Genomic DNA, 16,352 nt, shown 5'->3' with positions numbered 1-16,352 from the left:
AATATGATGAGGGAATAGATGAGAAAGATATGTGCAGGTGTAATTACATTTAATCCAGATATAGAGCTGCTGGAAAATAACCTGGCTATTTTGCGAAAGCAGGTTGAACGTGTCTACATTATTGACAATGGCAGCAGCAATATTGAGCAGATCAAGTTGATAGATAAAGAAATCAGCGTTGTTGGTTTTTCAGAAAATGTTGGTATCGCTAAGGCTTTGAATCGCTTGATGATGGAAGCTGATAAAGAGGGCTTTGAATGGGTCCTATCCATGGATCAGGATACGTTGATCCAACCGAATGTTATCGAAAGCTACTCAAGATATATTGATGATCCGACTATCGGAATGTTGACATTGAGAGTCATACGAAAGTCTTCTAGCGGAGAAATTCTATTTGAGACATCCACTGAAAACGAGTATGATTATGTTGAGCGTTGCCCCACTTCCGGGATGCTGCTAGAGACAGCCGCATGGAAAGAAGCTGGCGGTTATGATGATTGGCTGTTCATTGATTATGTTGATTATGATATGTGCCAGAAAGTCCTACTGCTAAATAAGAAAATTGTTCGTGTGAACGATACGTATATGATCCAGCAGCTTGGAGATGGCGCCGAGCTTTCAATCGTTGGGAGAATGATCGAGTCTCTTTCTTCTGATAAAATGAAGAAAAAGACAATCGTATTTAATCATAACCCTGTTAGAAATTACTATTTTGTTAGAAACTCAATTTACTTTATGCGTAAATATAAGAAGCATATCAAGGTGTCGTCAGAGTTGAAAAAAGTAACAAAGTGGGAAGTTAAAAAATTGATTTTTGAGAAGCGTTTTTTTGCGCAATTTGGAGCTATGCTGCGAGGAATATCTGCTGGAATGAGAGCCAAGATAACGAGATAAACAGGAGGAACCGATGTACTATTTACTACTATTATTGCTTTTTCTAATAACGCTAGGAATAGCTGCTTATATATTAAATGGCAGAGATATCTTATCTCCATGGCTTATTTCAATTACGGTTATTTCATTATCAGTAATTGTCTGTTTAGTGAATGTTGGAAAATGGAATATTGAAATCTATCCTCTCACTATATTATTGCTTTTTCTCGCTTTACTTCTTTTTGGCGTTGGAGATGTGGTATCAAAAACACTGGGTAGGTCCTTTTTCAAATCAAACAATCATCGATTATTTGATGAGAAACCGATAAAAGTAAGTAGTGGTATAACAATGCTGTTTGTGATTTTTATGGGTGGTACCTTATTTCTGTATTTCAGGTATATTTATTCCATCTCTCTTTTGGCCGGAAATTCCGGTGGATATGATGAAATGTTCAAATTTGCCAGATATGCTGTAATCAATACAAAATATCAGACAGAGGTTCCTTCTTACTTATCGCATTTCCTCATGATGTCTAAGACGATTGCCTATGTCTACATTTTTTCATTGATTTATAATAAGTTATTTTTCAATAGAATTAATATTTCCTATTTTTTCCCTATAATTATGTATGGTATACAGATTTCTATTTCAACTGCCAGAATTGATTTTATTCGATTGATTGTTTATATTTTGATGCTCTTCTTTATTCTGTGGAAGAAAAGTAATAATTGGGATAGGATGGTAGATGTGAAGATCATTCTCTTAGGTGTTGTGGGAATTATCGTCTTTTTGATTCTATTTCGATTTTTAGGTTTTTTAACAGGGAAAACTGATGTACGTAATCTCTGGGATGACATTTCAATTTATATTGGGAGCTCAATTGTTGGATTGAACCAATATTTAAGAGAACCTGGTCAAAGCGAATTTTTTGGTAAGGAAACGCTCTATAATATATATACTATTTTGAGGAAGCTTCGCTTAACCTCCGTAGCGGAATATAATACACCATTAGAATTTATCTATTTTTCAGATTTTAGAACAAATATTTATACTAGCCTAAGAAGATACATACAAGATTATGGTCAGTTTGGTATGTTGTTCATTTTCTTCATACAAGGAATGTTTTATAGTGGGTGGATGGAAAAAATTAAACGAACAACAACTAGTGCCATTAACATTATTATATTCTGCAGCATATTTTATCCTGTAGTTGAAGTAGCAATTGACGAACAATTCGTAAGCAATATATTCACACTTGCAACACTGTATCAAAGTATTTACTTATATATTTTCTTCCATTTAATCACAAGGAGAAAGATATATTTTAACTAGAGCTTAGGAGAAAAATTTTGAAAAAAATACTGAAAAATCTATCATACACTTTTATGGCGAATATGCTGTCAACGATCATCTCCATGATTGTTACGTTGACGATTCCTAAACTGATTGGAGTAGAATCATATGGCTATTTCCAGTTATATATGTTGTATTTTACCTATCTAGGAATCTTTCATTTTGGCTGGGTTGATGGCATGTATCTGCAAATTGGTGGAGAAGAATACAGTTCGTTAGATAAACGGAAATACGGTACGCAATTTTCCATGTTTCTATTCTTTGAATTTATTCTTTCTTTGATACTAGTGGCATTCACATTACTGTTTGTTCCTGATGAAAATAAGCTTTTTGTTCTTGTAGCAGCAAGTATCTGTATGTTTATCTATAATTCAAACATATTTGTTCAATTCATTTTGTTGGCTACGAATATGCTGAAAAAATATTCATTTATTATCATACTGGATCGTATTATTTATCTAGCTCTGGTTTTTCTTTTTCTATTTTTCTTTAAAACAGGGTCTTTTAAAGGTCTGATATTGGCAGATATTTTGGCACGAACGATAAGCCTAGTCTATGCGGTAATCACAAATAGGAAGTTGCTGCTTTCAAAACCGATAGATATCCGCTCAAGTTTAACGGATATAAAAGAGAATATTTTAATTGGTTATAAGGTAACATTTGGTGGAATCGCCGGTATTTTTATCACAGGATTGATTCGATTCATGATTGAATTCAAATGGGGGATTGCTTTTTTCGGGAAAGTGTCCCTGACGCTGACGCTGTCTAACTTGATGATGATTTTTGTTAATGCAGTATCAATGGTCGTCTTTCCAATTTTACGAAGAACAGATGAAAGCCAACTAAGCCCACTATATAAAAAGATGAACAGCTTATTGATGACAGGAATTTTTTGCGCAATGGTTTTCTACTACCCTCTTAAGAGCGTCCTTGTTCTCTGGTTGCCGCAATATGCGGATAGTCTTCGATACATGGCCATCGTTTTCCCAATTATCATTTATAACAGCAAAACAAGTATGCTGATCAATACATTTTTAAAAACAATACGACGAGAACAGGTGATTTTAACATCAAATATCATTTCTGTGGCTGTGAGCTTAGTTTTAGGAATACTATTTGTTTTCTTGATTCCTAATCCAAATCTTGCAATTTTTTCGATTGTTATTTCGTTAGCTATTCGATCATTTTTAGCTGAGAGAAAGCTTGCAGGTTATCTGGATATTAGCATAAGCAAAGAGGTACTTTCAGAGACAGTGCTAACGTTGCTGTTCATAGTGATCAATTGGTATGTTAATTCTGCACTTTCAATGCTGCTGTACGGAGCTGTTCTTTTGATTTATGTGTATAAGTTCTCAGACATAGGTACATCTATTAAATTCATCAAGGAAAAAATTTAAACAAAAACATATATAATAGCAGAAGTTGAAAAAATGAAGTTCTGCAAGAGAAATAGCAGGTGTGCTAATCTTAAAAATAAGAAGCCGTTCTTTATCTTTTTTGGTAAAGAGGCTTTTTACAAATGTTGCAAGGTTTACTTCGTCTATTGTTTAATAAGTTCACTTGATTAGTTGCGTGATGGATTACTTTTTCAAGAAACAGATTTTGAAATAAAAAAGATAAATATTTCGTTTAACTATACGTTGGTTAGTTGAAATAATTTAGATGATTAACGTATGAATGGAAAAATGGGTAAGGCTTATTTTGTAATAGTATATCAACTGCTATATCAGAAAAGTATAAGTAGAAAACATGAGGCATGTAATTTCCTGCTTCTCATTTCCTTATATTCCTTATTTTACAATTGTGTTAAGAAATGATGCCATTCTTTCAAAATTATTGCTACTGTACAAAAATTGTGAGAAAATGATTAGGTATAACGATTCTTGCGTAAATGAGGAAGTGTCTTATGAACTTATGGAAAAAGCTGGTGCTGTCTTTCCTTGGACTAGTCTTTGTACTGGTTGCCGGAATATGTGCCTATGGACTTAAAATGTATTCTGATGCCAGCGATACAGTAACAGATGTATATGAATCAATCGAAAGAGTTTCAGCTAAGCGGGAAACTGCTGTAAATATTGATGCTCAAGAACCCTTCTCAGTTTTGTTGATGGGGATTGATAATGGGGATCTTGGGAGAGACGAAGAGGACGGTGGACGTTCTGACACCATAATGGTTGTCACTGTTAATCCTAAGGAAAATAAATCGACAATGATCAGCTTAAGCCGTGATACATTGACGGAGCTTGTAGGGAATGATACGGATGATAAACTGAATCATGCGTATGCCTACGGTGGAGCAAAAATGACGATTGATACCGTAGAGAACTTATTGGATATTCCGATAGACAACTATGTGTCCATCAACATGAGAGGTCTGAAGGATTTGATTGATGCTGTAGGTGGCATTGATGTAGATAATCCTTATGAGACAGAGCTTGATGGGGTTGATTTACCAAAAGGACCGATGACATTGACAGGCGAAACAGGCTTAGCTTATGCTCGTTACCGTTATGATGACCCTGAGGGAGATATCGGTCGTCAAAAACGACAAAGAGAAGTCGTGGAAAAGATTGTTCGTAAAGTGTTGAGCCTTAGCGGTGTGACACAATACAAGAGTATTTTGAATGCGGTAAAGGACAATGTGAAAACAGACTTAACTTGGGATGACATGATCGATATTCAGAAAAAATATCTATCTGCGTTTCAGAGTATTGAGTCGTTACAGTTGGAAACATCTGATGCCATGATCGATGGTGTCTCTTATCAAATATTGAATGCAGATAATTTATTCGATATTCAAACCCAATTGCGTGCACAGCTTGGTCTACCGCAAAATGATACTATGCTGGCGGAGCTTACCACTCGATTGGCTGCTTACGGGTCTTATACTGGAACAAGCTCATCTTATACTGGCGACAGTACGTATTATGATCCAACTGCAAACGCAGCTGCAGATTCCTATTCAGGAAACTATGATCAAGGCTACAGCCAAAATTACGATCAAGGTTACAGTGAACCGGCTTATGTTGAGCCGACTCCTGCACCTGTTGAGACAACGCCAAGTTATGAGAATAACGGTGGTGTAGTGGCTGATGATTCAGGCGCTGACGTTGGCAATGTCGACGGTGCAGCAGACGGAACGTAAATAACTAATTAAAATTGTGACGAATGAAACAGGAGCCTTTGTAAAGAGCGCTTCTGTTTTTTTATTGAATCAATTATTTTTTAAAGTTACTTCAAATCAACAAGAAAAAATAATCTTTTCTATTCGTTTGGGTAGAAAAAGAAAAAGAAAAGTGCTATAATTGGACTATACCAAAACAAGCGAAGAGCAAAGGAGAATCATCAATGAAAATCATTCGTGTAGCAAATGCAGAAGAAGGCGGAAAAAAAGCTTTTGAACTTATCAAAGAAGGCATGGCAGCAGGGGCTGGAGTGCTAGGTCTTGCGACAGGAAGCACACCGGAAACACTATATAAAGAAATGGTGGAAAGTGATTTAGATTTCTCTCATATGGTTTCAATCAATCTTGATGAGTACGTTGGCTTAGGCGGTAATGATGAGCAGAGCTACCGTCATTTCATGAATGAGAAATTATTCAACAAAAAACCATTTAAGGACACATATGTTCCTAACGGGAAAGCAGAAGATTTAGATGCTGAATGCAAACGTTACGAAGAAATCATCGACGGTCACACTGTCGATATCCAAATTTTAGGTATTGGCCAAAATGGTCACATTGGATTTAATGAGCCAGGAACACCACTTGATAGCCTGACTCACGTTGTTGAGCTGACAGAGTCAACAATCAATGCTAATAAGCGCTATTTCGATCGCGTTGAAGATGTACCTACAACAGCCGTTTCAATGGGGATCGGTTCTATTCTAAAAGGAAAGAAAATGATTTTGATGGCTTATGGAGAGGCAAAAGCAGACGCTGTAAAAGGGCTGGTTGACGGACCTGTTACAATCGATATGCCTGCAAGTGCATTGCAAAATCACGATGATGTTGTAGTGATCATCGATGAAGCAGCAGCGTCAAAACTTTAATCTAATAAAAAAACAAGGTCTTCAGCTAACTGCTGAAGGCTTTGTTTTTTTATTGAATTTTCTTTTATCGATATCAAGAAGTGGATGTTTGCAAAATCCTGACAGGAGAAGATCCGTTTTTCAACGAAATTTTGATTAGAATAGTGCTATAATAAGATAAAGATTTATCTTACAAGCAAAGGTGATGAAGAAAATTGACAGAGTTGACGTTAACTATTCCTGAGATTGTTTTACGCTTGTCTCTTTCGATGATCATCGGCGGTACGATTGGTTTTGAACGGCAGTATAAAAACCGTCCAGCTGGAATGCGTACGCATATTCTTGTTTGCATGGGTGCGACCGTCATTGCATTGATACAGGATGAAATTGCGCTTTCTGCGTTGAGAGATGCGATGGCTTATCCGGAAATAAGTGGTGTGATTCGCTCGGATCAAGCAAGGCTGATTGCTCAGGTTGTGAGCGGCATTGGTTTTCTTGGTGCCGGAACGATCATCGTAACAAAACGATCCGTTACAGGATTGACTACAGCAGCATCCTTATGGGCAGTTGCCGGTTTAGGTATTGCGATCGGTATGGGGTATTATGCGATTGCGCTGACGAGTTTTATTGGTGTATTTATTGCATTGACCTTGATCAAAAGAATCATCCATGTGCCGACAATAAAAAAATTGGAGATTCGTTATGTCCATAAGCAGGAAACCAAAGAATTCATCAATCAGTATTTTGAACAGCATAAAATCGAGATAGAGGATGTCAATTTTGATGTTGATTTGAGCGGAAATACCAGAGTCTATACAAATATCTATACGATTGAGCTTCCCAGAGGGATGACGTATGCTGAGGTAATAGAAGAGCTTTCGATTTATGAGAATATCACTAAACTACGTTTAGTCAGTATATAAGGAGGAGTTTATGAATTTAGCGAATTTTAGAGAATTGGGCGGTATCAAAACCAATGTAGGTAAAACAGTGAAGCACAACCGACTGTTGCGTTCAGGAGAGGTTTATCAGCTGGATGAGAAAAGTTTGGATGCGCTCCAAACCCATGAACTGGTAAAAATCATCGATTTGCGTGGAGAGAAGGAAATCAGCACTCGACCAGATGATGAACTGGATAATGTGGCTTATGAATGGATCGATATCATGAAGGAAGTTCATCATGATGCCAGCTTGGAAGATCTGTTTGATGTATCTGATATTGGTGCAGTTGATCGTCATATGATGGAAATCTATGAGAATCTGATTCTTAATGCAGGTGCTCAAAAGGGATATCGTCAATATTTCCATGAGCTGCTTTCAACAGAAAAGGGAAGTGTGCTGTTCCATTGCTTTGCAGGAAAAGACCGTACCGGAGTTGCTGCAGCTTTGACGTTAGAGCTGTTAGAGGTACCGAAAGAGGCAATCTATAGAGATTACTTGGAAACCAATGTACAGCGTCAGAAACCAAATGAACTATTCTTAGCTGAAGCTGCAGCTAAGGGGATGCGTCCGGAGCAGTTGGCTGGTATCAAGGTAGCAATGGAAGTGAAGAAAGATTATCTGGATTATGCCTATCAGCTAGTAGATCAAAATTTTGGAGGCATTGAAAAATATACACAGGATATTCTGAAGCTTAGCCAAAGTGATATCCAATTATTACGTCAAATGTACGCTGAATAAAAGCGAAGGATTAAGGGGCAGAGGGATCTTGAAAGAAGAGACCTGCTCTTTTTTTCTGAAAAAAACCAGCAGCAAAGTTGTTTTTTGTTATGCTGTAAGAAATCATAAATTTTTATAAACAGTGCTGAAAATATGATAGAAGGCGTATTTTATAACAGAGTATAATGATAGAATGAAGCTATGTAACTTCTATTAGTTCTTCTGCTCACGAAAATGTAGTGCCGAGTTTAGGGAAAATAGGAGACATTTCTTCAGAAAAAAATTTATATATTTTGGTATGAGAAGGGTTTGGTTAAATGAGGTCTTTATTTAAGCAGTCCAAATTACTTTTTTGGACAGTGGAAATAGTTTTGACAATTATTGGTGTGTTCTTTTTGATGCAGATGCCGAATATTTTTGCACCAGTTATTGGTATGGTTTCGGCGTTGTTTTTACCTCTGCTGATAGCAGGCTTCTTTTATTACATGTTTGATCCAATTGTTGTGCTTCTGGAAAAGCATAAGGTGCCGAGGTTGGTAGGATTCTTCATCAGCTTGATTGTATTGGTCATCTTGGTTGCCTTGGTTATCATGAATGTGGTGCCGCAGCTGGTTAACCAGTTTTTTGAATTGAGTGAATCAATTCCGATGTATGCGGAAGGAATCAATAAGTGGCTGGTTGATTTGAGTCAGAGGGAAGAGTTGAGAAGCTTCAATCTCCAAGAAGAACTGGCACAGGCAAACATAACAATCAGTAATATCCTGAATGTTGCGATCGTTGGGGTCACGAATAGTCTATCAACAATTGTAGGGGCATTGATGAAATTCTTTGTTTTACTCTTTACAGTTCCGTTTATTCTATTCTTTATGTTCAAGGATGGGCATAAGTTTCTGGATGCGGTGTCTAAATTCTTTCCGAAAAGTATTCGAAAAGAGCTCCGTGATACGGTACAGGAAATGAACCAGACATTATCAGCTTACATTAGCAGTACGATTTTGGATGCGTTGATCATAGGGATCATGAGCTTTATTGCATTGTCCGTGTTGAATTACCCTTATAGCCTGCTTTTGGCAGTGTTCTGCGGAGTGACGAATATCATTCCTTATGTGGGTCCATTTATTGGTGCGGTCCCTGTTATTTTAGTTGGTATCTTTGTTTCTCCATTACAGGCATTGTATGGAGCGATTGCGATACTGGTTATCCAACAATTAGACGGCAATTTGATCAAACCGTTATTGATGGGTAAGTCGTTAAGTATCCATCCGTTAACGATTATTTTAGTGTTGATTGCGGCAGGAAGTATTGGCGGGATCATTGGAATGTTGATCTGTATCCCAGTTTATGCAGTCATCAAAACGTTGGTATTGAATATTCGTAAAATCTACATGCTTAGAAAAGAAAGTTCGATTGAAATAGAAAAATAGCAAGCGGACTTTGGTATACTGTTTATTCAGTTTTAAAGGACTGCGGCATATTTATGTCACAGTCCTGTTTTTTTAAAGAAAGACGAGGGTTTGGAAATTACTTCCAAACCCTCGTCTTTTAACTATTAGTCTAACCCAATGAGGTAATCCTCATCCTTCATTGCTTCTACTTGTCCAAGCAGGTAGCCATTTCCTACTTGAGAGAAGAAGTCATGATTGCTGGTGCCGGTAGATAGTCCGTTCATAACGATCGGATTGACATCATTGGCAGTATCCCCAAACATAGGGTCCATTCCAAGGTTCATCAATGCCTTATTGGCATTATAGCGAAGGAAGGTTTTAACCTCTTCTGTCCAACCAAGTCCATCATATAGTTCTTCGGTATAACGTTCTTCATTTTCATATAGTTCATAAAGAAGGTCATACATCCAAGCCTTCATTGTTTCCTGTTCTTCTTCTGGAAGCTCGTTGAAGCCCAGTTGGAATTTGTAGCCGATATACGTACCGTGAACAGATTCGTCACGGATGATCAGCTTGATGATTTCCGCTACGTTTGGCAGCTTGTTATTCCCCAGATAATAAAGAGGTGTGTAAAAACCTGAATAGAAAAGGAATGTTTCCAGAAAAACACTGGCAATTTTTTTCTCTAACGGTGTGCCGTTTTTATAGATTTCATTGATACGTTCTGCTTTTTTCTGCAGGTAAACATTTGTATTCGTCCATTCAAAAATATCTTCAATCTCTTTTTTTGTATTCAAGGTGCTGAAGATAGAGGAGTAGCTCTTTGCATGAACAGATTCCATAAATTGGATATTGTTCAACACAGCTTCCTCATGGGGCGTACGTACGTCTTTTCTTAATTGATCCATACCGCTTTCGGACTGGACAGTATCCAGCAATGTCAGTCCGCCGAATACATAACCGACAGTCTGCTTTTCTAAGTCAGATAAGGTACGCCAGTCATCCAAATCATTAGATAGTGGAATACGGGTATCCAGCCAGAATTGCTCAGTCAGTTTTTCCCAAGTTGATTTATCGATAATATCTTCGATCGCATTCCAGTTGATCGCTTCATAATAAGTTGCCATTTATTTTCTTCCTTTCTTCTCAGAGGTTGTGATAGTTGGAGGATGTATCGTAAACAGCCTCTGTTAAATCACACAGCTTTCACATTGATTGCTTCCGATTTCCTCGGAGTCCTCTGTAAAGGTCCGTACATAATAGATTGATTTAACGCCTTTATGGAAAGCATAATGACGCAGGATATTCAGGTCTCTGGTTGTTTGTTTTGTTCCGTCTTTCCACTCGTAAAGGCCTTCCGGCATTTCTGAACGCATGAACAAGGTCAAGCTCATTCCTTGATCCACATGCTGCTGAGCAGTTGCATATACATCGATCACTTTACGCATATCCATATCGTAAGCAGAAGTATAGTATGGAATCGTATCATTTGCCAGATAAGCAGCTGGATAATAGATTTTACCGATTTTCTTTTCTTGGCGTTCTTCAATCATCCGTGTGATTGGGTGGATACTGGCACTAGTATCATTGATATAAGAGATAGAACCGTTTGGTGCAACAGCTAAACGATTTTGATGATACAAACCATCCTTCATTACAGCTTCTTGCAAGTTTTTCCAATCTTCGGCAGTCGGAATAAAGATATCGCCAAATAATTCTTTTACCTTATCAAATTGAGGAACAAAGCTTCCGTCAATGTATTTATCAAAGTAAGTACCGTCTGCGTAAGCTGATTTCTCAAAATTATGGAAGGATTTCTTGTATTCTTTTGCAATGTTGTTGCTTTCTACTAAAGTCCAGTAGTTCAACAGCATGAAGTATACATTTGTGAAATCCAAGGATTCTTTAGAACCGTACATCATATGGTTTTTAGCAAAGAAGGTATGCAGCCCCATTGCGCCTAAACCGATTGTATGACTAAGCTTGTTGCCGTTTTGAATCGTAGGAACAACATCGATTTCAGATGAATCTGTAACAAAGGTCAGCGCACGTGTCATGGCACGAACAGATTTACCAAAATCAGGGCTTTCCATCAAGTTCACGATATTTGTTGAACCTAAGTTACAGCTGATATCTGTTCCAAGAACTTCATATTCTTGCTTTCCATTGATAACAGAAGGAGTCTGCACTTGTAGGATTTCTGAACATAGGTTACTCATGATGATTTTGCCGTCAATAGGATTTTGCTTGTTCGCTGTATCGATATTGACGATATAAGGATAACCGGATTCTTGTTGTAATTTAGAAATTTCATTTTCAAGATCACGGGCTTTGATTTTCTTTTTACGGATATTTGGATTAGCAACTAGGTTGTCATACTCTTCAGTAATATCAACATAAGAGAATGGCACACCGTATTCTTTTTCAACACTATATGGGCTAAATAAGTACATCTCTTCGTTCTTACGTGCCAACTCATAAAATTTATCTGGAACCAGAACACCTAAAGAGAGAGTTTTTACGCGAATTTTTTCGTCGGCATTTTCTTTCTTAGTAGATAGGAACATCTCGATATCCGGATGAAAAACATTCAGGTACACAACACCGGCACCTTGACGTTGGCCAAGTTGATTAGAATAACTGAAGCTGTCTTCGAACAGTTTCATAACAGGAACGACACCGCTGGCAGCGCCCTCGTACCCCTTGATTGGAGCGCCACCCTCACGAAGGTTGGAAAGTGTGATACCCACACCGCCGCCAATACGTGAAAGCTGTAGAGCTGAGTTGATGGAACGTCCGATACTGTTCATATCATCTGTTACTTGGATCAAGAAACAAGAAACCAGTTCTCCACGACGTTGTCTTCCGGCATTTAAGAAAGATGGTGTCGCCGGTTGGTAACGCTGGTGAATCATTTCATCTGCTAAAGTCAGTGCTAGTTCTTCATTTCCATCTGCAAAATACAACGCATTGAAAGCCACACGATCTTCGTAGGTTTCAAGGTATTCTGTTCCGGCATTGTTTTTCAAGGCATATTGAGAATAGAATTTATATGCAGCCATGAAAGACTTGAATTGGAAATTCTGTTCATCAAGAAACTGGTAAAGCTGTTCGATAAATGCTGTAGAATATTTTTGAATAAATGGCTTTTCGATATACTCATTTTCAGTTAGATATTGAATCTTTTCTGCCGCGTTAGCAAATTTCTTTGTATTAGGTAGAACATTTTCATTAAAAAAAGCCTTCAAGGCTTCCTGGTCCTTATTCAGTGGGATTTGTCCATTGACCGGACGATTGATTTCATTATTTAATTTAAAATAGCTAACATCTTTAATTTCTTTTAGACTCAATTTCACTCACTACTTTCTTAAAGGATTCAACATCTTCAGTTGTACCGCTGAACTCAAAGGAGAATACTAACGGCACATGATAATCTCTTGCAATATCTTTCGCTGTGTAGACAAACAGCTCCGCAAAGTTCCGGTTGCCGCCGCCTGCTACAGCTTGAAGATAGTCTTTATTACTTTTATGGTCCAAAAAGTCATTCACGACTTCCGTGATTTCTATATCATACGTAGGAACAACCAGTATAAACGGTTCATTTATCTCAAAAAAAGGATTCGCAGGCTCAATTTCATAAGCTGGCAAATCCAATTTTTTTATAAAGCGTCTCGTTTGTCCCGTCACACTAAAATAGACTATTTTCATAATCAGTTAGCCAATTGTTTTAATTGGTCAGGACGGAATCCAACAACTGTTGCTGCATCAGAAGTAATAACTGGTACGCTTTGGAATCCTTGTTCTTTTAGCCAGTCGATCATTTCAGGCTGACTATCGATATTAACTTCCTCATAAGGAATATGATTCTCATTTAAAAAGCGTTTCGCCATGTTGCATTGGATACAGTTATTTTTAGAAAAGATTTTTACGTTCATTGTTTTGTCCCCCTCGTTTAATCTACATTCACTAGTATAAATCTCTTTAGAAAAATGTCAACACTTAGGCACTACATATTGTGGTTGTTTTTATCGTCAGACACCATGGTTTGTGTTTTTTTAATTTTTGTGAAAACCAATGGCTACAAGAGTTTGAGTAGGAAAACGACAGATTTTCAGTTTATAAATAGGACAAATAAATTTTTTTCCCGTTGAAATTCAGTGGTTAAGAATACAAGATATAGTGGTGTGTTTTTGTGGGGACACTATTTTTTTGGTTAGGTTTTTTTTCCTCAGTTTTCATGGGAAATAACATTGACAAGCCTTGATTCTAGGAGTATTCTTATTGATAATGATTCTCATTTTCGTTGAGGGTGGGTTGAAACTTTTTCACAAGTTCGGACTACTTTATTTTGTCCTGAAAATTTGGAAATAATGAACACTATATATAGAAGAAACTGAACTGGATTTTGCTAAAAAGAAGGAGGCTGCGCATGATTGCTTTGACCGGTGCGAAACTGAACAAGGTATACACAGTAAAAACGATGGATGTTCCAGAGGATACAAGACGTCACTTGAATGATTTAGGTTTGTTGGCGGGAACGAAGGTTGCATTGGCCAGCTATGAAAAAGGGAATGGTATCGTTGTCCTACACAATACCAGACTTGCGTTGGATAATGCCATTTTAAAACAAATCATGGTCAGTGAAGAGGCAGAAGTTGAAGAAAGCTGGCTGTCTTTAGATCTTTTGGAGGTTGGTGAACGTGCAAAGGTAGTCAGTGTCTACGGAAAGGGCGCAGTTCGTCGCCGCTTGATGGATATGGGGCTAACGAGAAATGCAGAACTGCTGGTTCGCAAAAGAGCACCCTTAGGAGATCCAATCGAAATCAACGTTAGGGGATATGAACTGACACTTAGAAAAAATGAAGCGGAACTGGTACTGGTAAAGAAAGAGGGGTAGGGAATGGGTTGTAAAGTTGCATTAGCAGGAAATCCCAATAGTGGGAAGACAACTGCCTTCAATGGACTGACAGGAGCCAATCAATATGTAGGGAACTGGCCGGGGGTCACAGTTGAACGCAAAGAAGGAAAATGGAAAAAGGATAAAACAATTTTGATTCAGGATTTACCGGGAATTTATTCTTTATCTCCTTATACACCGGAAGAGGTGATTGCCAGAGACTATCTGCTTGAGGAACAGCCGGAGGTACTTTTGAATGTGATCGATGCCACTAATCTTGAACGTAACCTCTATTTGACTACACAGCTGATTGAATCAGGTATACCTACTGTGCTGTGTTTGAATATGATGGATATCGTGGAGAAAAACGGGAAACAGATCAATCTTGAAAAATTGGCGTACAGCTTGGATACAGAAGCTATCGGGATCAGCGCAATCAAAAAGAGAAATCTGGATGAGGCGGTAGAAAAGGCAATCCAGTTAAAAAACAGCAGAAAAGAAATTCATTATCCACAGTATGACAAGCGCTTGGAAACAGCATTAAATGAAATCAGTGAAGTGATTGGCTTCATCGTACCAAAGAGCCAGGCTAGATTTTATAGTATCAAACTATTTGAACGAGATATACACATCTCAGACAAGCTGGCAATAAGTGTTGAACAGAAAAAAGAAATCGAAGAAATCATCCAAATCACTGAAAAGATTTTTGGAGATGACAGTGAAACGATCGTTATCAATGAACGTTATGAGTTTATTGCTCGCCTTATCGCCTTATGTGCGATTGAAAAAGATGAGATTACATTGAAGCTCAGTGATAAAATTGACCGAATCGTAACAAATCGCTGGCTGGCATTACCGATTTTTGCGTTGATCATGTGGCTCGTTTACTATCTTTCTATTCAGACGGTCGGAGTCATGATGACAGACTGGGTCAATGAAGAATTGTTTGGTGCAATCATTCCTTCTACAGTCGAGTCATTGCTTGAAAGCTGGCAGGTTGCCGGTTGGATGCAAAGCCTGATTCTTGATGGGATCATCGCCGGTGTCGGTGCCGTTTTAGGGTTCCTTCCACAGTTAGCAGTACTGTTCCTATGTCTTGGGTTTTTAGAAGATTGCGGCTACATGGCAAGAATTGCTTTTGTGATGGATCGGATTTTCAGAAAATTCGGACTATCAGGTAAATCCTTTATTCCAATGTTGATTGCTACGGGCTGCGGCGTACCTGGGATCATGGCGAGTCGGACGATTGAAAATGAAAAAGACCGTCATATGACGATCATGGTTACTACCTTCATGCCTTGTTCTGCAAAATTGCCGATCATTGCTTTGATTGCCGGTGCTTTTTTCCCAAATAGCAGTTGGGTATCACCATCGGCTTACTTCCTTGGCATCGGGTCAATTGTCCTTTCAGGGATTGCCTTGAAGAAAACAAAGATATTTTCAGGAGACCCAGCGCCGTTTATCATGGAGCTTCCTGCTTACCATATGCCTCATGTAAAAAATGTTCTGCGTTATTCTTATGATAGAAGTAAAGCCTTTGCTAAAAAGGCTGGAACGATTATTTTTGTTTCCAGTATCATTATCTGGTTTACCTCAACATACACCTTTACTTTACAGGAAGCAGATGGGGAGAACAGTATTCTCGCTGGATTTGGTCGAGTGATTGCCCCAATTTTTGCTCCTCTCGGTTGGGGGAACTGGCGTGGTGCTGTGGCAACGATCACTGGTTTAGTAGCTAAAGAAAACGTAATTGGTACATTTGGTATCCTATTTGGGAATCTTGAAGAAGTATCGGAAAATGGCTATGAGTATTGGGGCTTGCTGCAAACAGCCTTTACGCCAGTCGCTGCGTATTCATTTTTGGCATTCAATTTATTATGTGCCCCTTGCTTTGCTGCGATTGGAGCTATTCGTCGGGAGCTGCCGGATCTGAAATGGCTGGCTGGAGCAATTGGTTATCAATGTGGACTGGCATATGTTGTCAGCTTCATCATTTATCAAATCGGCCATGTGGTATTTGAACAAGGAACTTTTGGATTTGGGACGGCCCTTGCAGGTGCTTTGATTGTGGGGATCATCTACATGCTCGTGCGTAAACCAAAATATACAGATCAAGAACTGCCGATTCTTACGGCAATAGAAAGAGGATAGACAA

At 38.2% G+C, this 16,352-nt stretch carries 14 protein-coding genes; 10 read left to right on the top strand and 4 right to left on the bottom strand.

Translation table 11 applies throughout. The annotated features are described in order from the left end of the window. Positions 1-18 precede the first annotated feature (18 nt). From I6N96_RS08645 to I6N96_RS08610, 8 genes are all read left to right on the top strand, one after another. Positions 19-894 (top strand): glycosyltransferase, encoded by an 876-nt coding sequence (locus tag I6N96_RS08645; protein WP_209557179.1) that lies wholly within the window; start codon positions 19-21, stop codon positions 892-894. A 13-nt stretch (positions 895-907) separates the two neighbouring features. Then, positions 908-2,206 carry an O-antigen polymerase gene (locus tag I6N96_RS08640; RefSeq protein WP_209557178.1) on the top strand — a complete coding sequence of 433 codons (1,299 nt, stop codon included), beginning with the start codon at positions 908-910 and terminating at the stop codon, positions 2,204-2,206. 17 nt (positions 2,207-2,223) lie between these two features. Next, positions 2,224-3,624: an oligosaccharide flippase family protein gene (locus I6N96_RS08635; RefSeq protein WP_209557177.1), complete on the top strand. Its 1,401-nt coding sequence runs from the start codon at positions 2,224-2,226 to the stop codon at positions 3,622-3,624. 509 nt (positions 3,625-4,133) lie between these two features. Further along, entirely contained in the window at positions 4,134-5,372 is a 1,239-nt protein-coding gene (locus I6N96_RS08630) for an LCP family glycopolymer transferase (protein ID WP_209557176.1), read from the top strand. A 203-nt stretch (positions 5,373-5,575) separates the two neighbouring features. Further along, positions 5,576-6,277, top strand: coding sequence for a glucosamine-6-phosphate deaminase (gene nagB / locus I6N96_RS08625; protein ID WP_209557175.1), 702 nt, complete (start codon positions 5,576-5,578; stop codon positions 6,275-6,277). A 248-nt stretch (positions 6,278-6,525) separates the two neighbouring features. Further along, complete coding sequence (locus I6N96_RS08620; protein ID WP_430650139.1) at positions 6,526-7,179, top strand: MgtC/SapB family protein; 654 nt, start codon at positions 6,526-6,528, stop codon at positions 7,177-7,179. A 10-nt stretch (positions 7,180-7,189) separates the two neighbouring features. Then, the gene (locus tag I6N96_RS08615; protein ID WP_209557173.1) at positions 7,190-7,936 is read left to right on the top strand and encodes a tyrosine-protein phosphatase; all 747 of its coding nucleotides are present in this window, start codon (positions 7,190-7,192) and stop codon (positions 7,934-7,936) included. Positions 7,937-8,232: 296 nt separating this feature from the next. Beyond that, on the top strand, positions 8,233-9,339 hold the full coding sequence (locus I6N96_RS08610; RefSeq protein ID WP_209557172.1) for an AI-2E family transporter: 1,107 nt from the start codon (positions 8,233-8,235) through the stop codon (positions 9,337-9,339). Positions 9,340-9,464: 125 nt separating this feature from the next. Here I6N96_RS08610 and nrdF read toward each other — a convergent pair whose 3' ends face one another. The 4 genes from nrdF to nrdH form a co-directional block, all read right to left on the bottom strand. Continuing rightward, on the bottom strand, positions 9,465-10,427 hold the full coding sequence (nrdF, locus tag I6N96_RS08605) for a class 1b ribonucleoside-diphosphate reductase subunit beta (RefSeq protein ID WP_209557171.1): 963 nt from the start codon (positions 10,425-10,427) through the stop codon (positions 9,465-9,467). 63 nt (positions 10,428-10,490) lie between these two features. Further along, entirely contained in the window at positions 10,491-12,650 is a 2,160-nt protein-coding gene (nrdE, locus tag I6N96_RS08600) for a class 1b ribonucleoside-diphosphate reductase subunit alpha (protein WP_209557480.1), read from the bottom strand. Next, positions 12,631-13,008 (bottom strand): class Ib ribonucleoside-diphosphate reductase assembly flavoprotein NrdI, encoded by a 378-nt coding sequence (gene nrdI, locus I6N96_RS08595; protein WP_209557170.1) that lies wholly within the window; start codon positions 13,006-13,008, stop codon positions 12,631-12,633. The genes nrdE and nrdI overlap by 20 nt, the downstream gene beginning before the upstream one ends. Before the next feature lie 2 nt (positions 13,009-13,010). Continuing rightward, positions 13,011-13,235: a glutaredoxin-like protein NrdH gene (gene nrdH / locus I6N96_RS08590; RefSeq protein WP_086349827.1), complete on the bottom strand. Its 225-nt coding sequence runs from the start codon at positions 13,233-13,235 to the stop codon at positions 13,011-13,013. A 494-nt stretch (positions 13,236-13,729) separates the two neighbouring features. On the opposite strand from nrdH, the gene I6N96_RS08585 reads away from it, so the two are divergent. Both I6N96_RS08585 and feoB read left to right on the top strand, forming a co-directional pair. Continuing rightward, on the top strand, positions 13,730-14,197 hold the full coding sequence (locus tag I6N96_RS08585; protein WP_209557169.1) for a ferrous iron transport protein A: 468 nt from the start codon (positions 13,730-13,732) through the stop codon (positions 14,195-14,197). A 3-nt stretch (positions 14,198-14,200) separates the two neighbouring features. Then, complete coding sequence (gene feoB / locus I6N96_RS08580) at positions 14,201-16,348, top strand: ferrous iron transport protein B (RefSeq protein ID WP_209557168.1); 2,148 nt, start codon at positions 14,201-14,203, stop codon at positions 16,346-16,348. Positions 16,349-16,352 lie beyond the last annotated feature (4 nt).

Source organism: Enterococcus larvae, from assembly GCF_017830045.1.
GTDB classification, from domain to species: Bacteria; Bacillota; Bacilli; order Lactobacillales; family Enterococcaceae; genus Enterococcus_L; species Enterococcus_L larvae.
The sequence above is the reverse complement of the archived record's forward strand: the minus strand, read 5'-3'. Positions and strand labels throughout refer to the sequence as shown.